Consider the following 19,267-nt stretch of genomic DNA (forward strand, 5'->3'; position numbering starts at 1 on the left):
AGCCTGTTGAGATTCGATGAATACCGTCGGAATGCGGCGGGACGCCGGCCGGTCTTCGTGCCCGGCGGCGAGGGCGGGACGGTTGTTGTTCCGTCACGTCGCGTTCCACTGGGCCGGTCCCGTGGTCAGGTGCCGTGGGTTCAGGTGCCGGGGGTGCGCCAGGGGCTTGCGGGGCGTAGCAGGTCGGCCGAACGCAGCAGCACCTCGGCGAGCAGGCGGGCCTCTTCGGGCGTGAGGTAGGCGGCGGCGAGGGCGTCGAGCATCGGGGCGTCCAGACGTAGCAGGATCACCGGAGCCTGTCCCGCGGCGGCCGGTGGTTCGGGCCGAACCGTGATCTCTGCCTGACCGATCCGGGTGGTCAGAACCCCGTCGTGTGGATCGTGATGAACCAGCGCCATGGTCATCCACTCCTCCCGAACCGAACCGGTTCCGGCTGTCGCACATGTTGGACTCTCGTCCACTGGTACTGGTTGCTCCGATTGGACGTCGGTTTTCCGACCGCGGCCGCGGGAACAGCATGATCATCGTGCTGGCGGCGCGCTGGTGGTGTCCGTACCGTGGGGCCACATTGTGGTCCTAAAAGTAGTCATTCGGACACGCAGTTGAATATAGGCGAGAGAGGCATCGATCGTAATCAGCGATCAGCAGTGGTGTCGCTACTTTTCGTCTATTTTTGGAGAGGTCGAGATGACGCCGAGCTCCGGAGGCTCCGCCGCCGACACGCCGGACAGGGGCCGCTGTGATCCCTGCCATCCCGCCCTGCTGCGCGGCCTGACCATGCCACGGACGTCCACACGCCGGGGGGCACACAGACGGCCGGTAGCGGGCCGGAGCGGGATCGGGCGGCGGGAGTTCCTCGGCCTGGCCGGCCTGGGCCTGTCCGGCGCGCTGGCCGGCGGTGGCGCCCTGCTGGCGGCATGCAGCAAGGAGCACCCCGCACCGCCACCGCTGCCCCCGGAACCGAGTCCGCTGCCGGCACGCGGCATCGCCGAGTACTGGACCGGCCGGACACCGGCCGGTCATTTCGACTTCGCGAACTGGCCGCTGTACATCGACACCTCCCCGGGCCAGCCCAACAGCCATCCGACGCTCGACGTCTTCACCAGCACAACCGGCATCACGGTCTCCTACCGCGAGGTCATCGAGAACGACGAGTCGTTCTACGCGGGGATCCGACCGTTGCTGGAGGCGAGCCGCCCGACCGGCTACGACCTGATGGTCATCCCCAATGGGCAGGTGCTCGCCGACCTTATCCGGCGCAACCACCTGGCGCCGCTGGACGCGGGCCGGCTGCCGGCCTTTTTCGCCAACGCGGACGAGAGCGTGGTGAATCCCTCCTACGACCCGAACAACCGGTTCACGGTCGCCTGGCAGTCGGGGATCACGGGGATCGCCTACGACCCCAACCGTACCGGCCGGGAGATCAACAGCTTCCGTGACCTGTTCGACCCGGCCTTCGCGGGCCGGGTCGGGATGTTCGGGGACGCTCGGGACCTGCCGAACTTCACCCTGGTGGGGATGGGGATCACACCGGAGACCTCGACGCCGGCGGACTGGCAGAAGGCCGCGGAGCTCCTGCGCCGGCAGCGGGACGCCCGTATCGTCCGCGACTACTACCAGCAGGATTACATCGAGCCACTCAAGAAGGGGGACATCTGGCTGTCCATGGCCTGGTCCGGGGATATTTTCCAGGCCAACTCCGAGGGCGCCGACCTGCGTTTCGTGATTCCCGCCGAGGGCGGCATCCTGTGGACCGACAGCATGTGCATCCCGATCACCGCGCCACATCCGGTGGACGCCATCACCTTCATGAACTTCGTCTACCAGACCGACATCGCCGCGAAACTCGCCGAAGGCATCAACTACATCACCCCCGTCCCGTTCGCGCGGGATAAGATCATCCGGGATGCGGGCGCCGCCAGCGGACCCGCGCAGGCACAGCTGGTCGCCACCGCCGACAGCCCGCTGGTTTTCCCGGTCCGCTCGGATCTTTCCCGGCTCCGGCGCTACCGCGTCCTGAGCCGGCTCGAGGCCGTCGGGTGGAACAGCCTGTTCCAGTCCGTCTACCAGCCCTGACGTCTACCAGCCCTGATGGCCGACCCCGCGCCCGGCAGCCGCCACCGGTGCGGGGGCCCTGTCGGGCGCGGGGCCGACGCGGGCTTCAGGCCCGGATCAGGTCCCGGAGCCGGATCAGGCCCCGGGACCGGGGCCGGCGTCGAGGGCCGCCCGCAGCGCGTCCGACAGCGTGTCCACCTCGGCGAGGTCGACGACCAGCGGCGGGCAGAAGGCGAGGGTCGACGCGCCGATCGGACGGACGATGACACCGTGGGCGAGCATGCGGTCGCGGGTCACGGTGGCGTCCACCCCGGCTGGCAGGTCGACCGCCCACATGGCGCCGCGGCCGCGGACGTCGGTGAGGCCGTGCGTCCGCGCCACCGAGCGCAGCCCGGCCGCGAGGCGGTCACCTATCGCGGGCGCCCGGTCGATCAGGCCCTCGGACTCCAGCAGGCCGATATTGGCGAGCGCGGCCGCGCACGCCGCCGGATGCCCCGCGTAGGTGCCGCCGTGCCGCAGCACCACCTCCGGACGGCCCAGCGGCTCGTGCACGGCAGGGCCGAGGAGCACCCCGCCGAGCGGCTGGTAGCCGCTGGTGACGGCCTTGGCGAACGTGACGATGTCGGGCCGGACGCCGAAGTGGCCCGCGCCGAACCAGTTCCCCAGCCGCCCGAATCCGGTGATCACCTCGTCGAGGACGAGGAACGCGCCATGACGGTCGCACAGCTCGCGCAGCCCGGTGAGGTAGCCCGGCCGCGGCGGGTGGACGCCACCGGCACCGATCACCGGCTCGGCGATCACCGCGGCGACCCGGCCGTGGTTGCCGGCCAGCACCGCGCCCACCGCGTCCAGGTCGTCCTTGCCGACCTGGACGACGTCGCCGACACCGGGGCCGAATCCCTCCCGGTTGGCCGGTAGGCCGGTCAGGGTCATCCCGCCGTAGGTGACGCCGTGATAGCTCGGGGAGCGGCTGATGATGATGGTCCGCTCCGGTCGGCCCGCGAGGGCGTGCGCGAGACGGGCGATCTTCACCGCACTGTCCACCGCCTCGGACCCGCCGTTGGTGAGGAAGACCCGCGCCTGTGGCATGGGCGCGAGCGCGGCGAGCCGTTCGGCGAGCGCCTCGGCCGGGGCGTTGCTGAACCGCTCGAAGAGGTGGAACGCGTCCAGCTCCCGCAGCTGTGCCGCGATCGCCTGGATGATCTCCTCGCGGCCGTGTCCGACCGCGCAGTACCACAGGCCTGCCACCCCGTCGAGGTAGCGACGGCCGGAGTCGTCCGTGACGTACGCGCCCTGGCCGGAGACGATCCGCAGGAACGACCCCGCGGGCGCCGCCGGACGCGCGAACGGGTGCAGCAGCGGCCCCGGCCCCGCCGGTTCCTCCACCGTGGGATGTGACTGGGCGGGGTGCGGCTGAGCGGCGGATCGCGGCTGGGCGGGGTGTGACGCGGGCGCGGGGTGTGGCATGCAGGCAAGTAGCGCACGTCCCGGGCATCGTCGCAACAGCCCCGCCGTCCCGCCGGCTCGTCCCGCCGGCTCGTTCTGCCGGCTCGTTCTGCCGGCTCGGTCCGGCTGGGGCTCCGGCGCGTGATACGGGCATGGCGCAGGCACGGTGCGGGTGTGGCGCGGACGCGGTGTGCGCACCGCCTGCCGGGTGCCTGCCGGGCGCGTGGTGGGGCCTCGCCCGGATGATGATGGCGGGGCAACGCCGTCCCTGTCGGGCCTCTCCGCATCGGACCGGGCGAACCAGGAGTAAGCATGACTTGTTTTGTCGGATACTTCCGCAAGTAACTGGCAGTCCGTAAGTAATAGGAATTCAGTAAGTAGCGGGAAGCCTGCCGGAGTGATTCATCCGGTATGAGCCCGGTATTTCCGAGCCGGTGGTCGGTGCGGATTCCTGGTGCTTCGCGCCAGGCCGGCGGTAGGACGGTCCTGTCTTTTGCGCGTCAGCCGTGAACCGGGTCGGCAGGTGCCGGGCGGGCTACGCTTTCCATACCGAGCGCCGGTGGTCCGAGCGGCCCGATCGGGTCCTCGCGATTTCCGGATTCCCAGGTCACTGGGAGGAAGCGAGGTCACTGGGAGGGGGCGCAGCACATGGCCGGAACAGCGTCCGAACCGAAGGAAGGCGCCTTGTCGGCCCGTCGCGACGAGCGGGTGGCCGCCCTGACCGAGCGTGAGGAACTGCGGCTACAGGCGTGCACCCCGGGCTCACGGGCGATGCACGCCCGGGCGGTGCGGTCGATGACCGGTGGGGTTCCGTCGTCCTACCAGGCCCGTGATCCCTGGCCGATCTACCTCACGCACGGGCGCGGTTCCCGGGTATGGGACGTCGACGGCAGCGAGTACTGCGACTTCCACAACGGCTTCGGGTCGATGGTGCAGGGGCACGCGCACCCGGCGATCGTCCGGGCGGTGCGGGAGCGGATCGGGCTGGGCAGCCACTTCGCCATGCCGACCGAGGACTCCGTGATCGTCAGTGAGGAGCTGGCCCGTCGTTTCGGCCTGCCGCAGTGGCGCTATCTCAACTCGGGTTCGGAAGCGACGATGGACGCGATCCGGATCGCCCGGGCCATCACCGGGCGCGAGACGATCATCAAGATCTTCGGCTCCTACCACGGCCACCACGACTACGTGATGGTCTCCATCGGCACCCCGTACGACGAGATCGGCCCGCCCGACAACATGGCGTCCTTCGCCTATGGTGAAGGCATACCGCGGGCCGTTGTCGACCTGACCGTACCGGTGCCGTTCAACGACGCCCCGACCATGGAACGGCGGATCGAGGCGCTCGCCGCCGACGGGCGACCACCGGCATGTGTGATCATGGAAGCCGCGATGATGAACCTCGGGGTGATCCTGCCCGAGCCCGGCTACCTGGAGGCCGTCCGGGAGATCACCCGGCGCCACGGCATCGTGCTGATCTTCGACGAGGTCAAGACCGGGCTGTGCGTGGCGCCCGGGGGAGCGACCGAGCGGTTCGGCGTCCGGCCCGACATGGTCACCCTTGCCAAGGCGCTCGGCGGTGGCCTGCCCTCCGGCGCCGTCGGCGCGACCGTCGAGATCATGGAGGTGGTGGCGTCGGACCGGGTCAAACAGGTCGGGACGTTCAACGGCAACCCGCTGACCATGGCCGCGGCCCGGGCGAGCCTGCTGGAGGTCCTCACCCCGCAGGCCTACGCCCACCTGGACCGGCTGTGTGAGCTGCTGATCGCAGGCTGCGACGAGATTCTTCGCAGGCACGGGCTGCCCGGCTACACGGTCGGGATCAGCTCGAAGGGCTGCGTCCACTTCACCGACGCGCCGATTCGCGACTACACCTCCTTCATGGCGCACCAGAACGCGGCGCTGCCGGAGCTCGCGTGGCTGTACAACGCCAACCGGGGCGTGCTGATGGCGCCGGGCCGGGAGGAGGAGTGGACACTGTCGGTGCAGCACACCGAGGCCGACGTCGACCGCTACCTGGACTCCCTCGACGCGCTGGCCCGAGACGTCACCTCATGACGGAATGTCACCGGCTGGCGGAATATCACCGACCGACAGAATGCCACCGGCCGACGGAATATCGCCTACTGACGGAATGTCACCTCATGGCCGGAGGGCGTCACCCGCTGGCGAAAATCACTGGCCTGTGGGAACCGTCGGGCCGCCGGCGAGGGGCGCGCGGGCGCGTGGACGGCCCGATCGGTCGCCCGGGAGTGCCCGCGGGCGCGGTGGGGGATACCGAGGGAGGGCTGAGGATATCCGAGGGGCTTCCTGAGGGGTGACTTAAGGATGGCCAGGGATATGGCGCTCAAGGGATACTTCGGTATGATTTCCTCGTCAGATCCTTCTGACGAGGACGTAATCCGTGGTCTAGTCTGCCTGTCAGTGGCCTGCTCGCGCCCGGGGGTTCCGCGACCGGCCGAGGAACGCGCGGCCACAGCTCTTCTCGCGCGCTCGGAGCCCGGCCGGGAACCTGATGCCGACGCCGGGTGGCAATCCGACCGACGCCGGCACGGTCCCAGGTCCGTTCGATCCATATTGGCTACCGGAGTGTGCGTATGGACAGGATTCTGACGAACTTCATTGGCGGTACCAGCGTTCCGGCGACGGGCGGCCGCACGATGCCGCTGGTGAACCCGTCCACCGCGGAGGTCTTCGCCGAAGCGCCCCTGTCCGGCCCGTCCGACGTGGACACCGCGGTCCAGACGGCCGCACGCGCCTTCGAGTCCTGGCGCGACAGCACGCCGAGCGAGCGGGCCAGAGCGCTGCTCAGGCTGGCCGACGCGGTCGAGGAGCGTGCCGCGGATCTCGTCCGGGCGGAGTGCGAGAACACCGGCAAGCCGATCGAACTGACCATGAACGAGGAGATCCCGCCGTCGGCGGATCAGATCCGTTTCTTCGCCGGTGCCGCCCGGCTGCTCGAGGGCCGCTCGGCCGGGGAGTACCTGGCCGGTCACACCAGTTTCGTCCGCCGTGAGCCGGTGGGGGTCTGCGCGCAGGTCACGCCGTGGAACTACCCGATGATGATGGCGGTGTGGAAGTTCGCCCCGGCGATCGCCGCGGGGAACACCGTGGTCATCAAGCCGTCGGAGACGACCCCGGTGAGCACGCTGCTGCTCGCCGAGATCGCCGCCGAGTTCCTGCCGCCCGGCGTCCTGAACGTGGTGTGCGGGGACCGGGACACCGGCCGGGCGCTGGTGGCCCATCCGCTGCCCGCGATGGCGTCGGTGACCGGCAGTGTCCGGGCGGGCACGGAGGTCGCCCGGACGGCTGCGGACTCCCTCAAGCGGGTCCATCTGGAACTCGGGGGCAAGGCGCCGGTCATCGTCTTCGATGACGTCGACGCCGAGGAGGTGGCGGAGAGGATCGCGGGCGCGGCCTACTTCAACGCCGGCCAGGACTGCACCGCCGCCACCCGGGTGCTGGCCGCCCCGGGCATCCATGACGATCTTGTCGTGGCCCTCACCGAGCAGGCGCGGGCGACGCGGACAGGGCCACCGCAGGAGCCGGCGGCGGCCTACGGCCCGCTGAACAATCTGGGCCAGCTCGGCCGGGTCCACGGCCTGGTGGAGCGCAGGCCGGCGCACACCGAGGTGCTCACGGGCGGGGAACCCCTGGACCGGCCCGGGTTCTTCTACCCGGCGACGGTGGTCGCGGGCCTGCGCCAGGACGACGAGATGATCCAGAACGAGATCTTCGGCCCGGTCGTGACCGTCCAGCGGTTCAGCTCCGAGGACGAGGCGGTGGCCTGGGCGAACGGGGTCGAGTACGGGCTTGCCTCCAGCGTGTGGACGCGCGACCACGGGCGGGCCATGCGGGTCGCCCGCCGGCTCGACTTCGGCTGTGTATGGATCAACACCCACATAGCGCTGGTGGCCGAGATGCCACACGGAGGCTTCAAGAAGAGCGGCTATGGGAAGGATCTGTCGATCTACGGTCTGGAGGACTACACCCGGGTCAAACACGTGATGAGCAACATCGAGTTCTGACCGGTTCGGGCTGTTGGAGGCCGGCCGGGTCGTGGCGGTGCCACGGGCGGGCATCCCGCCACACCGCGCGGTACCCGGCCGACCGATGGCGAATGGTCGGAGGACGGCCATGGATGAGATTCGCACTCGTACGGCACACGACCTGATCAGCCTGCCGGGCGACGGCCGGGACGACCTGGCCACGGCGGTGGACGGCACGGATGTGACGCGAGCCGTCCAGCCATCGGTCTCGTCGCGCTATACCACCCGATATGTGACGGTGCACGGATATCGGAGGGCCTATATACGGGCGGGCCGTGGCCCGGCGTTGCTGCTCATCCACGGAGTCGGGGACAACTCGCAGAGCTGGCGCGGCCTCGTTCCGCTGCTCGCGCGGGGGCGGACGGTGATTGTGCCGGACCTGCTCGGTCACGGTGAGTCCGACAAGCCGCGCGGTGACTATTCCATCGGCGGATACGCGTGCGGGATGCGTGACCTTTTGACGGTGCTCGGTATCGACCGGGTGACAGTGGTCGGCCATTCCCTGGGCGGCGGCATCGCCATGCAGTTCGCCTACCAGTTCCCCGAGCGTTGCGAACGGGTGGTACTGGTAGCGACCGGCGGGGTGTGCCCGGATCTGCATCCGGTACTGCGGACCGTGGCGACCACTCCCGGGTCGGGGCTGGTGCTTTCGCTGGCCACCGCGTCCCCGCTACGCCAGGTCGGCTGGGCGGTGACCCGGACGCTGCGATGGCTGCGCACCGATCTGGGCCGGGACGCCGACGACCTGATGCGGATGTTCGACAACCTGCACGTGAACACCGCCCGGGCGGCATTTCTGCGGACGCTGCGCTCCTCGGTGGACAGCCACGGCCAGGCAATCACCATGTTGGACCGTTGCTATCTTGCCGCCGGAATGCCATATATGATCATCTGGGGTGAGCATGACGCGGTGATTCCGGTCGAGCACGCGCGGATCGCGCACGCGGCGATGCCCAGCAGCCGTCTCGAGATCTTCGAGGGTGCCGGGCATTTCCCCCATCACAGCGATCCGGAGCGCTTCCGAGCGGTGCTGGAGGATTTTCTGGCCACCACCCGTCCGGCAACGTACTCCGCCCGGCAGTGGCGGGATCTGCTGTGCTCACGGGGACGGGTGGATCAACGGCCCACCCGTGAGCGGGACATGGTCGGTTGCCGGTGACCGTCGGCCGCCGGTTCATCGGCGTCCGGCACCGCCGGCGCCGGGGGCACCGCCGGCACCGGCGGCACCGGCGGCACCGGCGGGGTGATGATGCGGACGGAGGCGGATCTGCCTGGCCACGGGGCCGGCCGGGAACCGGATGACCGAACCACGGTGAAGAAGGTGAGCTGGAAACGAAGACACGTCGATGCTCCGGTGGCCAGTGGTGAACGCACGGCAGTTGTCGGTTCAGGTTGTCGGCGTGCCGCTCGTGGGCATCGTCTTGTCAGGAGTTGTGTTTGAGTCGCACCCGCAACGGTTCATACTGGTGACAGCCTCGTGCTGTTCCCGGGCATGAACAACCGTGGGCCGGTTGGTCCAGTGGTCGTGATCAGCCAGGTATGATGGCCTGCCTCGACGCCGCCGCCGGCCATCACGTCAGATCGTCGAGACAGATGCCACTTCTATGTTCCAACCCGGTGTCGTATTGGGTCGCCGACGCCCGCTATCGTGGAGTTCGTCGAGCGCGGTCATGCCAATATGGCCTATCCTTGTCGTAGTAACTGAAGTCAGAGATATATCGGAGGTCGACCGTTGACACGTCGTGCGCGTCTGAGCTGGCCAGAAGAGCGTCGCCAGGCAAGTGAGGTCGTCGTCCGCCGGGTGGACCCCGGTCGCGGCTGGACCCTCGAGCAGGCCCGTGACCTGGTACGGCAGGGTTACTCTGTCGAGCGTGTAGCGGAACGCACAGGATTTCCGCCGCAGATGTTGAAAGTCGCCGAAGTCGCCGCCGACGAGTGAGTCGGCCGGTCACCATCCGCTTCGGCCGCGAAATAAGCACGCTCCGCGACGCCTATAGCGGCAGGCTCCGGTGGGGTGCCCCGAGCTGGCGGGGCGGGGAAGCGCCAAGCGCCGTACCGACGCCCTGGGCCGTCACCCTGCGGAGCCTAGCAGCGACCCGGGGGGCGAGGCCTTCCGGCAGCGTGTAAAAAGCGTGGCCACGTCGCTTTTGACCTGCTGGATTGCGCCGGCATCCGTGGCCCGGCCCTAATGTGGGCCCGGTGATTCGCGCCGGTCATTCCGCCAGCGAGGATGATTGATCGCTCTCATCCGATCGCCTGACGTCGACGTCATCCGCGTCCGTGATTGTCGTATCGCTGCCCGTGGCGCGAACAAGCCGGCCGAGGTAGTCCGAGTAGACGCCGTCCAGGCCGAATCCCACCAGCCGGTTCAGCGTCCCGGACGTCTGCGCGTGCCAGCCGAAGGCGAGCAGCCCACCGGCATGCACCACCGGCACCATCGACGCGGTCCATTCGTTGGCCCGCAGGTTCAGCACCGTGGCGCCAGCCGCCGCGGCATCGCGCACGTACGCGGCCAGCAGGCCGTCCAACAGGTCACTGCCGCCGCGGCCACGGCCGCGCAAGCCGGCCTCCCGCGCGGACGCGGAGTTGACCAGTCGCACCGGCTCCGGCCCGGCGAGATCGTCGAGCGACCGCCAGTGACGGACCGCCGGCAGGCTGCCGCACAGCCACAGCCGTCCCGCCGCGCTCGCGGCCCGGGCCACCGCGACGACGGCCGCGACCGCCCGCCCGGCGGCTGGCGGGGGATCCTTCAGATCCAGGCTGAGCTCGAAGTCGCTGCCGCAGGTGGCGTAGAGGTCGGCCAGGGTGGGCAGCCAACCCGGTAACCGGGCCGCTGGCAGGTCACCGATCCGGCGGCGGCGGCCCGGTGGCCCGAGCACGCCGTCGTGATGGAGCACCGGGACGCCGTCGGCGGTGAGCCACACGTCCGACTCCAACCCGCCCGCGCCGCCGGCCAGCGCCCGGCTGAACGCGGCCAGGGTGTTCTCCCGCCGGAAGCGGCCCGGCGCGCCCCGGTGGGCGAACCCGATCGGGGCCCTGGCGGGACGGGTCACCGACCGGCGGGCTGGGCGGGCTGGTTGAGGATGCCCAGGGCTCGGGTGTGCAGACGGCCGTTGGTCGTCAGGATCGAGCCGCCGCCGGGCCCACGGCGTCCGGTCAGGTCGGTGAAGGTGCCACCGGCCTCCTCGACGATCACCTGGAGCGCGGCCATGTCCCAGAGGGAGACGTCGGGCTCGCAGGCGAGGTCGACAGCACCCTCGGCGACCATCATGTGGGACCAGAAGTCGCCGTAGGCGCGGGTCCGCCACACCGCGTCGACCAGGTCCAGGAAGGGCGCGAGCCGTCCGGCGGCCGACCAGCTCTCGACCGAGGCGAAGGACAGGTAGGCGTCGGCCAGGTCCGCCACCGCGGACACGGCGAGGGAACGAGTCTCGCCGACCGCGGTCCGGGTGTGCGCGCCCTGGCCGCGTGCCGCCCACCAGCGCCGGCCCATCGCGGGGGCGCTCGCCACCCCGACGACGACCTCGCCGTCTACCTCGAGGGCGAGCAGCGTCCCCCATACCGGCACCCCGCGCACGAAGTTCTTGGTGCCGTCCACCGGGTCGACCACCCATCGGCGCCGGGTGTCGGCACCGATGAGCCCCTGCTCCTCGCCGAGTACCGCGTCGCCGGGCCGGGACTCGGCCAGCCGCGCACGGATCATCGCCTCCACGGCGGTGTCGGCGTCGGTGACCGGGGTGGCATCGGGTTTCGCCTCGACGCGCAGGTCAACGGCCTGGAAACGGGCGAGTGTGATTGCGTCGGCGGCGTCCGCGAGGGCGAGGGCGAGGGCGAGGTCGTCACCGATCGGGTGTCCGGTGGTCGCGTACCCGTCGACGGTGGGCCGAGCGCCGCTGGAAGCTGGCTGTCGGCCTGATCCCGGCAGGTCCGTCCCCGCGGCTTCCAGGGCGTCTGTTTGGGCGGCATTGGTCACGCGGGGAGCCTACCCGCGTGCGCCTCACCCGGACGGATGGCAGCCCTCGTGAACGAGGCCCACCAAGCGTGGCGAAGACGACGACACTACCACGGGCGGCCACGGACGATCTCCCGCTTCTCGGCCGGCACCGGGAGACGAGCGACATCGCGGTATCCGGTATCCGGTATCGCAGTATCCGGTATCGCGGTACCCGGCATCGCCGCCGGAGGGCTCACCGTAGCCGGGCTCACCGTAGCCGGTTGCGGTCGTCATGACGGGTCGGCGCCGAAGCGGGCGGCGAGCAGCCGGCGCAGGCTGGCCAGCCGGGCCGGGTCCGCCCGGCCGTCCGCCACCGCCTCGTCGAGCGCGCAGTCGGCGAGGCCTGCCAGATGGGTACAGCCGCCCGGGCAGGCCGCCGTGGCCGGAGCCAGGTCGGGGAAGGCCCGCAGCAGCCGGTCGGTGGAGACCGCGCCCAGCCCGAACGAGCGCACCCCGGGGGTGTCGACGACCCAGCCGCCGCCCGGCATCGGCAGGGCGATCGCCGCGGACGAGGTGTGCCGGCCACGGCCGGTGACCGCGTTGACCGCGCCGATCGCCCGGGCGGCGTCCGGTACCAGCCGGTTGACCAGCGTCGACTTGCCCACCCCGGAATGGCCGAACATGACGCAGACGTGGGCCGCCATCAGGACGGTCAGCCCGGACAGGCCGGCGTCTGGCCTGGTGGTCACCATGGGTAGGCCAAGTGGTGCGTAGAGTGCGCGCAGGGGTGCGTCATCGGCGAGGTCGGCCTTGGTCAGGCACAGCAGCGGCTCCAGACCGCCGTCGTAGGCCGCGACCAGGCAGCGGTCGATCAGCCCCGACCGCGGCGGCGGGTCGGCGAGGGCGCAAACGATGACCAGCCTGTCGGCGTTGGCCACGATCGGGCGCTCCACCGGATCGGTGTCGTCGGCGGTACGGCGTAGCACGCTGCGGCGCTCGGCCCGCCCGACGATCCGGGCAAGGCTGCCGGGACGGCCGGAGATGTCCCCGACCAGGGCGACCTCGTCACCGACGACCACGCTGGTCCGGCGCACCGAACCACCGCGGACGGCGGCCACCAGCGCCCCGCCGGCCTCCGGCGCCGGCTCTCCTGCCGGTCCCGGCGGCGCCGCCCCGACGAGATGGCAGGTGTAACGGCCGCGGTCGACCGCCACCACGGTCGCTGCCACCGCGTCGGCGTGGTCGGGACGGTCCCGGGTACGCGGCCGCGACCCGCGCCCGGCCCGCACCCGGACGTCGTCCTCGTCGAGCTCGCGGGGCATTCAGCCGCGCCGTTCGAGGTGACGTTGCTCGGGGTGACGTTGCTCGGAGCGGCGCTGTTCAGGGCGGTGCCGTTCGGGGTGGCGCGCCGGGCCACTCGGTACGGGGTGGTGCTGTTCGGGGCCGGACGGCGCGGGGTGACCCCGTGTGCGGTCGTGGCGGCCGGTTCTCACGGGCGCGGGCCCGCCCCGTCGAACATCCGCGCCCACAACCGGGGGAAGTACGGCACGGTCTTGCCGGTCGTGGCGATGTCGTCGACGAGCACGCCCGGCACGACCAGCCCCACCACGGCATAGGCCATGGCCAGGCGATGGTCGGCCCGCGGGTCGAGACGGGCGCCGGTCAGCGGCGCGGGGGAGACGGCCAGCCCGTCGTCGGTCACGGTGATGTCCGCGCCCAGACGGCCCAGCTCGGCCGCGAGCGCGCCGAGCCGGTCGGTCTCCTGCAGGCGCAGGTGGGCGATGCCGCGCAGCCGGCTGGGCGAGTCGGCGAGGACGGCGAGCGCCGTGAGTGTCGGGGCGGCCTCGCCGTAGTCGCTGAGGTCGACGTCGATGCCGCGCAGCCGGCCGGGCCCGCGGACCTCCAGACCGGCCGTGGTCAGGGTGCAGACGCATCCCATGGCGGTCAGCAGGTCGGGCAGCATGCGCCCGGGCTGGACGGTCCCGCTCGGCCAGTCGGCGAGCACGACCCGGCCGCCGGTCGCCGCGGCCGCGGCCAGGAAGGCCGACGCGCTGTTGATGTCGGGTTCGATGACCCGGTCGTGGGCGTGCAGCGGCCCCGCCGCCACCGACCAGCGCGCCTCACCGCCGGGGCGACGGTCGACGTCCACCTCGACCGCCGCCCCGGCGACGCGCAGGTCCGCGACGGTCATCTCCAGATACGGCCAGGACGGCAGCCGCGTGCCGACGTGACGGACGGTGACTCCTTGGTCGTAGCGGGGCGCCGCCAGCAGCAGACCGGAGACGAGCTGGCTGGAGGTGGACGCGTCCACCGTCACCGCGCCGCCGGGCAGGTGCCCCCGGCCATGCACGGTCAACGGCATCCGGTCGCCGTCGATGGCTGCGCCCAGGGTCCGCAGCGCGTCCAGCAGCGGGGTGAGCGGGCGTTCCCGCATGCGCGGGTCGCCGTCGAAGACGACGTCGCCGTGCGCCAGCGTGGCCAGCGCGGGGGTGAACCGGGCGACGGTGCCGGCGTTGCCGCAGTCGACCCGGGCAGCAGGGGCCGCCTGGAGCGGGTAGCGGCCGTGGACCAGCCAGTCATCGTGGTCATCGACAACGGCCACGCCGAGCTCGCCGAGGGCGGCGGCCATGAGCAGCGAGTCCCGGGAGCGCAACGGCCTGGTCAGCCGGCTGGTGCCGGCGGAGATCGCGGCGAGGATCAGGGCGCGGTTCGTCGCCGACTTGGACCCGGGCATGGTCACGGTCGCGTCGACCGGCCGGTCGGCCGTCGGCGCCGGCCAGGGATCCGTGGGTACGTCCGTGGTGACGGTCACCCGTTCAGCATGCCGGACGCGGGACGCGGAGCGCCGGCGGCGTCCGCCGGCGCACTTCGGCCACGGCTGGAACGGTGTTCCAGCCAGGACGATGTTCCAGCGTTTCGGTCGGGACGGCGGTACTTCAGTCGGGACGGCGGGCGCTGGCGACCAGGTGGATGCCGATCGACTCGCCCTCGCGTTCGGCTGACAGATCGACCTCGGTGCGGACCAGGGTGGGAAAACAGGAGACATCGGAGGCGACCGCGCGGGTCACCGCCTCGGCCGAGAGCACCGTCCGCGGCCGGATCCAGTCGACGTCCAGGCCGGCGCTGGTCAACAGGGCACGCAGCTCCTCCGGCCAGAAACAGCGGGTGATGGAGCCGTCCTCGGCCGGGACGAGAACGACGTCGGCCCGCGGGACGTCGGACAGCTCCGCCCAACGGTGCTGTTCGGCGAGCCGGGCCAGGCCCAGCAGCAGCGAGTCGACGCACAGCAGCAGCCGTCCGCCGGGGCGCAGCATGCGGTGGATTTCTTCCAGGGTCGTCTCGGTGGCCAGGCAGAACGACAGCGCGCGGCCTTCGGCCAGGACGGCGTCGAAGCTCTCCGGTGCGAACCAGTCGAGTGACCGGGGGTCACCGGCCACCTGCACCAGCCGCCCGGGGCCGGTAATGTCACCCAGCCGGACCGCGGCGGGCCCACCGGCCTCGCCGGGACGCGGAGAAGCCCCACCGGAGCGGGCATGGCCGTCCGCGCGCCTGCCGACACCGCGGGCACCCAGACGGTCCGGGGCCGGCACGACGCGCACGACGTCGTGTCCCGCCGTGACCATCTGGCGTGCGAACCTCGTCCGTGGGCCGGAGACGTCCAGCACCCGGATCCGTGGCATCGGCAGCCAGCTGGCCAGCTGGGTCGCGGCGACATCTTCGTAGAACGCCCAGTACGGATCATCGCTGTCCGTGGGGGCCTCATAGACGAGGGTCGGCGTTCGTCCGCGCGGCTGATCTGGCTCGGCGTCGAGACGCGGCAGCATGGACCTTTCCTACCCTTCAGGGGGGAAGATGCGAAACAAGTCACACACACTCACGGGAAGTCTGACAGATGCGCACGGGCAGCGGTGACATTTTTCTCCCGGGTACGGCCATGGCAGGCGCCTCCTGCACCGATCGGACTTCCCTGAATGTCGACGGCGCACGGGTGTTCCTGGTTCCCGCGACCAGGGCACCGGTAGGAACTGTTGTCCTGTTGCACGGTGCCGCCAGCGGGACGGATGCCGGTGTGCTGGCCGTGCTGGCAGGACGGCTGCCGGGGCGTGGGGTCGGCGTGGCCCGCCTCGAGATGCCCTACCGTGTCGCCGGCCGCCGCGCGCCGGATCGTCCGGCCCGGCTGGACGCGGTGCTGCACGCGGTCATGGACGCCCTGGGGCGGCCGCGGCCCGTCGTCCTCGTCGGCCGTTCCATGGGATCGAGGGTGGCCTGCCGGTGCGCCCGCACGACCGGAGCCGCCGCGGTGGTGGCCTTCGGCTTCCCGCTGTGTCCACCGGGAAAGCCCGCCGCCCCGGCTAAAAAAGATCATAGCCGGGGCTTTGGGCAGGATTCGCCTGGTAGGCCCAAGGCCCCGGCCAAAAAAGACCTCGGCGAGGATGCCGGCCATGACGGCGGACGGGAGCCGCTGGGGAGCCGGCCGTCACGCCTGCCCGAGCTGCTTGCCGCCGGTGTCCCCGTGCTTGTGCTCCAGGGGGACCGGGACACGTTCGGCATGCCCGATCCGAACCCGGCCCGGCACATCGAGGTGCACGTCCTGGCTGGCGCCGACCACGCCATGCGGACGCGCCGCAAGGACGGCCGCGACGAAGCCGAGGTCGTCGACGAGGCGGCGACCGTCGCGACAGAGTGGATCATTGCCCGGTTGGCTTCCACCGGGCCGTGAGTACCCGGCAGCCGCCGAGGCACGGTGCGCCCCGCCCTCCGCCCCGCGCTCCTCGCCTTGCCCCATGGCGATTAGTAGTGATTAGTGTTGATAAATAACATTTTATTGACTTTTTCATGTTTTCATGTTGCTCTTTCAGCGTGTTTATGGAGGCGTGATGATACCTCTGTCATTCGTCCGCCGAGGTCGGGGCCCCGGGTCATCGCCGGGAATCCGACGGCTGGTCGGGCAGTTACGCCACCTGCAGGGATTCTTGGAGCCGTCCGCGACGCAGGAGAGCGGTGGGCCGAGCTGATCGTTTCATGATCCGCAGGCCGTCATGATCGTTTTGCTTCCGGTCGGCGGGGACATCCGTTCGGAGGTTCGATGACTGCCCAGTTCGCAACCGGGCTGGCGGGCCGGTGGCGACGCGACGACGTTCGCGACGGTATGCCTGTTGCGTCGGCCGCGGCTGTATCGTCCGCGGCTGTGTCGGCCGGAGCCGCGGCCCCTGGGTCGCTGGTAATCTGTGCCCGCGCCACCGCGTCGACGCCCGCTCCGGCGCCCCGGCCGCATGATGGGCCGATCGACCCTTCCGCCCGGTGGCCAAGCGTCCCGGAGTCGGCCGGTACCGGTGGTTTTTCCACACGCGCGTACGCACCTGCCAGGGTATCGTCCGTTCCAGGGGCCGCCGGCACGTCCGTGAGCCGGTATCCCGCGGACGACCCAAGGAACGAGGGAGTGGTCCTGGTCGACGAGACCGTCGAGGAGCGCAGCAGCCGCTTCGAGCGAGATGCCCTGCCTTTTCTTGATCAACTTTATGCGGCGGCGCTGCGGATGACGCGTAATCCGGCCGACGCCGAAGACCTGGTGCAGGAAACCTTCGTCAAGGCGTTCGCCGCCTTCCACCAGTTCCAGGAAGGCACAAATCTCAAGGCGTGGCTCTACCGTATCCTGACGAACACGTTCATCAACACCTACCGCAAGCGTCAGCGCCAGCCGTTGCAGAGCCCGACCGAGCAGGTCGAGGACTGGCAGCTCGCCGACGCCGAGTCGCACACGTCCAGCGGTCTGAAGAGCGCTGAGACCGAGGCGTTGGAGCATCTGCCGGACAGCGATGTCAAGGAGGCGCTCCAGGCGTTGCCCGAGGATTTCCGTATTGCGGTGTATCTTGCGGATGTCGAGGGGTTCGCCTACAAGGAGATCGCGGAGATCATGGGTACCCCGATCGGTACTGTGATGTCACGCCTGCATCGTGGCCGTCGCGGGCTGCGTACCGCTCTTGAGCACTACGCCCGGGAACGCGGCCTGGTCCGGGCCGGCAGCTCCGAGACCGACGGTGGTGGATCGTGAGCTGTGGGGACCCGCCCGCGGTCGACTGTCGGAAGGTTCTGGAAGCGGTCTACCTCTATCTCGACGGTGAGATCGACTTCGATCACAAACATCTGGTTCGTTCCCACCTGGACGAATGCTCTCCGTGCCTTCGGGAGTTCGGGGTGGAACACGAGGTGAAGCTGCTGGTGGCCCGCAGATGCGGCGGGGAGCGCGCTCCCGAGTCGCTCCGGGAGAGCGTCCTGGAACGGCTGCGGGCCGCCCGCATCGACGCCGACACCGCGGAGTTCCGCGCCGAATAAGGCCGAACAAGGGGGTTGGCCATGACAGCCGACCGTCCGACTGGCGGTTAGGCTCTTGTGCCGTGCGTATCCTCGTCACCGGCGCGGCCGGTTTTATCGGTTCCACGGTCACTGACCGTATGCTCGCCGACGGCCATGATGTCGTCGGGGTCGACGACCTGTCCACCGGTCGGCTTGAGAACCTCGGCCCTGCCCTGCGTGACCACCGGTTTTCCTTCGAGAAGGTGGATATCACGTCCGCCGAGCTGATCGGCGTCGTCGAGCGGATCCGTCCCGACGTCGTCCTGCATCTGGCGGCCCAGATCGACGTGCGAGTGAGCGTCAGCGACCCGCTGCTCGACGCCCGGCTGAACGTGCTCGGGACGATCAACGTGCTGGAGGCGAGCCGGCTGGCCGGCGTCGGGAAGTTCGTCCACACCTCCTCCGGCGGCTCGATCTACGGGACGCCACAGCACCTGCCGGTGGACGAGACCGTGCCGGTGGCCCCCGAGTCGCAGTACGCCGCGGGCAAGGCAGCCGGCGAGCTCTACCTGTCCGTGTACCGGTCCACGTACGGGCTGGCCACGACGGCGCTGGCGCTGGGGAACGTCTACGGCCCCCGTCAGGATCCGCACGGCGAGGCCGGAGTGGTGGCGATCTTCGGAACGGCGATGCTCGAGGGTCGTCCGACGAGGATCTTCGGTGACGGCACGACCACCCGTGACTACGTCTTCGTCGGCGATGTCGCGGACGCCTTCGCCCGGTCCGTCCCGTCGGATGCCGCCAACGGTGAACGCCTCAACATCGGTACCAGCACGCAGACAACCGTCCGGGATCTGCACAGCGCGATCGCGGAGATCGTCGGCGTGGCGGACGCCCCCGAGTTCGCCCCGCCCCGGCCGGGTGAGCTGCAACGGATCGCGCTCGACATCGGCAGGGCGGCCCGGCTGGTCGGCTGGCGGCCCCAGGTCGATCTGGACGACGGGCTGCGGCAGACCGTGCAGTGGCTACGGATCGGTACCGCCACCGGCTGACCAGCGCCTCTTCCCGGCTGTCCCCGCAGCCTCCCCGCCGTTGGGCGGCGGGTTCGCCGCTCGTCACAGGCCGGCGGACGCTGTGTCCCGGCCGGTGTTGCTGGCCGGCCGGTTGGTTCTGGCCGGTTGGTTGTGGCCCGCTGGACTGGGCTGTGGCCCGGTGGGTCGCCACCGGGCCGTTGCCGCTCCCGGCAGGTGGCTTCGCGGCCGCACGCGGGACGCGAGCAGTGCGACAGATCCGTGACTGCCCGCGTCTGAACTCGCCCGTGGCCCGAAGAGCGTCATCCGAGGAACGTCAGGTGCTCGCGGGGATCAGGTGTTCGGGCGCTTGCCGTGGTTGGCCTTGCTCTTGGCGCGTGCGCGCCGCTTGCGCTTCTTCTTCGCCACGTCGGGAACCTCCTTTCCGCTCGGGCCATCCTGCCAGACCGCCACCCCCACCC

Annotated in this window: 16 protein-coding genes; 8 read left to right on the top strand and 8 right to left on the bottom strand. The window is 70.5% G+C overall.

Going from position 1 to position 19,267, the window contains the following annotated elements; genetic code table 11:
- Positions 1-140 precede the first annotated feature (140 nt).
- The gene (locus tag CM1CMNOD_RS04290) at positions 141-398 is read right to left on the bottom strand and encodes a hypothetical protein (protein WP_013872435.1); all 258 of its coding nucleotides are present in this window, start codon (positions 396-398) and stop codon (positions 141-143) included.
- 289 nt (positions 399-687) lie between these two features.
- Between CM1CMNOD_RS04290 and CM1CMNOD_RS04295 the strand changes: the two genes are divergently transcribed.
- Positions 688-2,076: a polyamine ABC transporter substrate-binding protein gene (locus CM1CMNOD_RS04295; RefSeq protein ID WP_013872436.1), complete on the top strand. Its 1,389-nt coding sequence runs from the start codon at positions 688-690 to the stop codon at positions 2,074-2,076.
- A 114-nt stretch (positions 2,077-2,190) separates the two neighbouring features.
- Here the strand turns inward: CM1CMNOD_RS04295 and CM1CMNOD_RS04300 are convergent, their stop codons facing one another.
- Positions 2,191-3,441: an aspartate aminotransferase family protein gene (locus CM1CMNOD_RS04300; protein WP_202797675.1), complete on the bottom strand. Its 1,251-nt coding sequence runs from the start codon at positions 3,439-3,441 to the stop codon at positions 2,191-2,193.
- A gap of 708 nt (positions 3,442-4,149) precedes the next feature.
- Here CM1CMNOD_RS04300 and CM1CMNOD_RS04305 point away from each other — a divergent pair.
- From CM1CMNOD_RS04305 to CM1CMNOD_RS04315, 3 genes are all read left to right on the top strand, one after another.
- Positions 4,150-5,556: an aspartate aminotransferase family protein gene (locus CM1CMNOD_RS04305; RefSeq protein WP_013872438.1), complete on the top strand. Its 1,407-nt coding sequence runs from the start codon at positions 4,150-4,152 to the stop codon at positions 5,554-5,556.
- A 539-nt stretch (positions 5,557-6,095) separates the two neighbouring features.
- Positions 6,096-7,526, top strand: coding sequence for a gamma-aminobutyraldehyde dehydrogenase (locus CM1CMNOD_RS04310; protein WP_013872439.1), 1,431 nt, complete (start codon positions 6,096-6,098; stop codon positions 7,524-7,526).
- Positions 7,527-7,635: 109 nt separating this feature from the next.
- A complete protein-coding gene (locus CM1CMNOD_RS04315; protein ID WP_013872440.1) occupies positions 7,636-8,706 on the top strand; it encodes an alpha/beta fold hydrolase in 1,071 nt (356 codons plus the stop codon).
- A gap of 1,054 nt (positions 8,707-9,760) precedes the next feature.
- On the opposite strand, the gene CM1CMNOD_RS04325 is transcribed toward CM1CMNOD_RS04315, so the two are convergent.
- The 5 genes from CM1CMNOD_RS04325 to CM1CMNOD_RS04345 all read right to left on the bottom strand — a co-directional run bounded on the left by CM1CMNOD_RS04325 (position 9,761) and on the right by CM1CMNOD_RS04345 (position 15,305).
- The gene (locus tag CM1CMNOD_RS04325) at positions 9,761-10,600 is read right to left on the bottom strand and encodes a glycerophosphodiester phosphodiesterase (protein ID WP_013872442.1); all 840 of its coding nucleotides are present in this window, start codon (positions 10,598-10,600) and stop codon (positions 9,761-9,763) included.
- A complete protein-coding gene (hisN, locus tag CM1CMNOD_RS04330; protein WP_131772176.1) occupies positions 10,597-11,394 on the bottom strand; it encodes a histidinol-phosphatase in 798 nt (265 codons plus the stop codon). Before hisN ends, CM1CMNOD_RS04325 begins: the two co-directional genes overlap by 4 nt.
- Positions 11,395-11,771: 377 nt before the next feature.
- Positions 11,772-12,803: a ribosome small subunit-dependent GTPase A gene (rsgA, locus tag CM1CMNOD_RS04335; protein ID WP_013872444.1), complete on the bottom strand. Its 1,032-nt coding sequence runs from the start codon at positions 12,801-12,803 to the stop codon at positions 11,772-11,774.
- Positions 12,804-12,970: 167 nt separating this feature from the next.
- Positions 12,971-14,293 carry a 3-phosphoshikimate 1-carboxyvinyltransferase gene (gene aroA / locus CM1CMNOD_RS04340; RefSeq protein ID WP_013872445.1) on the bottom strand — a complete coding sequence of 441 codons (1,323 nt, stop codon included), beginning with the start codon at positions 14,291-14,293 and terminating at the stop codon, positions 12,971-12,973.
- Between the two features lie 124 nt (positions 14,294-14,417).
- Entirely contained in the window at positions 14,418-15,305 is an 888-nt protein-coding gene (locus CM1CMNOD_RS04345) for a methyltransferase domain-containing protein (protein WP_013872446.1), read from the bottom strand.
- 68 nt (positions 15,306-15,373) lie between these two features.
- On the opposite strand from CM1CMNOD_RS04345, the gene CM1CMNOD_RS22215 reads away from it, so the two are divergent.
- The 4 genes from CM1CMNOD_RS22215 (at position 15,374) to CM1CMNOD_RS04365 (ending at position 18,827) form a co-directional block, all read left to right on the top strand.
- Positions 15,374-16,201 carry an alpha/beta hydrolase family protein gene (locus CM1CMNOD_RS22215; RefSeq protein WP_013872447.1) on the top strand — a complete coding sequence of 276 codons (828 nt, stop codon included), beginning with the start codon at positions 15,374-15,376 and terminating at the stop codon, positions 16,199-16,201.
- 366 nt (positions 16,202-16,567) lie between these two features.
- Entirely contained in the window at positions 16,568-17,533 is a 966-nt protein-coding gene (locus CM1CMNOD_RS04355; RefSeq protein ID WP_013872448.1) for a sigma-70 family RNA polymerase sigma factor, read from the top strand.
- Positions 17,530-17,814, top strand: a complete 285-nt coding sequence (gene rsrA / locus CM1CMNOD_RS04360; protein ID WP_013872449.1) for a mycothiol system anti-sigma-R factor — start codon at positions 17,530-17,532, stop codon at positions 17,812-17,814. Before CM1CMNOD_RS04355 ends, rsrA begins: the two co-directional genes overlap by 4 nt.
- Before the next feature lie 62 nt (positions 17,815-17,876).
- A complete protein-coding gene (locus CM1CMNOD_RS04365) occupies positions 17,877-18,827 on the top strand; it encodes a GDP-mannose 4,6-dehydratase (RefSeq protein WP_013872450.1) in 951 nt (316 codons plus the stop codon).
- A gap of 312 nt (positions 18,828-19,139) precedes the next feature.
- Here the strand turns inward: CM1CMNOD_RS04365 and CM1CMNOD_RS24310 are convergent, their stop codons facing one another.
- Positions 19,140-19,214 (bottom strand): 50S ribosomal protein bL37, encoded by a 75-nt coding sequence (locus tag CM1CMNOD_RS24310; protein ID WP_369299096.1) that lies wholly within the window; start codon positions 19,212-19,214, stop codon positions 19,140-19,142.
- Between the last annotated feature and the right edge of the window lie 53 nt (positions 19,215-19,267).

The organism is Protofrankia symbiont of Coriaria myrtifolia (genome assembly GCF_900634755.1).
GTDB lineage: Bacteria > Actinomycetota > Actinomycetes > Frankiales > Frankiaceae > Protofrankia > Protofrankia coriariae.

Excerpts from the sequence above, each read along its gene's own strand:
- CM1CMNOD_RS04305 (WP_013872438.1), top strand. The coding sequence starts at position 4,150 with ATGGCCGGAACAGCGTCCGAACCGAAGGAAGGCGCCTTGTCGGCCCGT.
- CM1CMNOD_RS04295 (WP_013872436.1), top strand. The coding sequence starts at position 688 with ATGACGCCGAGCTCCGGAGGCTCCGCCGCCGACACGCCGGACAGGGGC.
- CM1CMNOD_RS04315 (WP_013872440.1), top strand. The coding sequence starts at position 7,636 with ATGGATGAGATTCGCACTCGTACGGCACACGACCTGATCAGCCTGCCG.
- CM1CMNOD_RS04355 (WP_013872448.1), top strand. The coding sequence starts at position 16,568 with ATGACTGCCCAGTTCGCAACCGGGCTGGCGGGCCGGTGGCGACGCGAC.
- CM1CMNOD_RS04290 (WP_013872435.1), bottom strand. The coding sequence starts at position 398 with ATGGCGCTGGTTCATCACGATCCACACGACGGGGTTCTGACCACCCGG.
- rsgA (WP_013872444.1), bottom strand. The coding sequence starts at position 12,803 with ATGCCCCGCGAGCTCGACGAGGACGACGTCCGGGTGCGGGCCGGGCGC.
- CM1CMNOD_RS04345 (WP_013872446.1), bottom strand. The coding sequence starts at position 15,305 with ATGCTGCCGCGTCTCGACGCCGAGCCAGATCAGCCGCGCGGACGAACG.
- CM1CMNOD_RS22215 (WP_013872447.1), top strand. The coding sequence starts at position 15,374 with ATGCGCACGGGCAGCGGTGACATTTTTCTCCCGGGTACGGCCATGGCA.
- CM1CMNOD_RS04310 (WP_013872439.1), top strand. The coding sequence starts at position 6,096 with ATGGACAGGATTCTGACGAACTTCATTGGCGGTACCAGCGTTCCGGCG.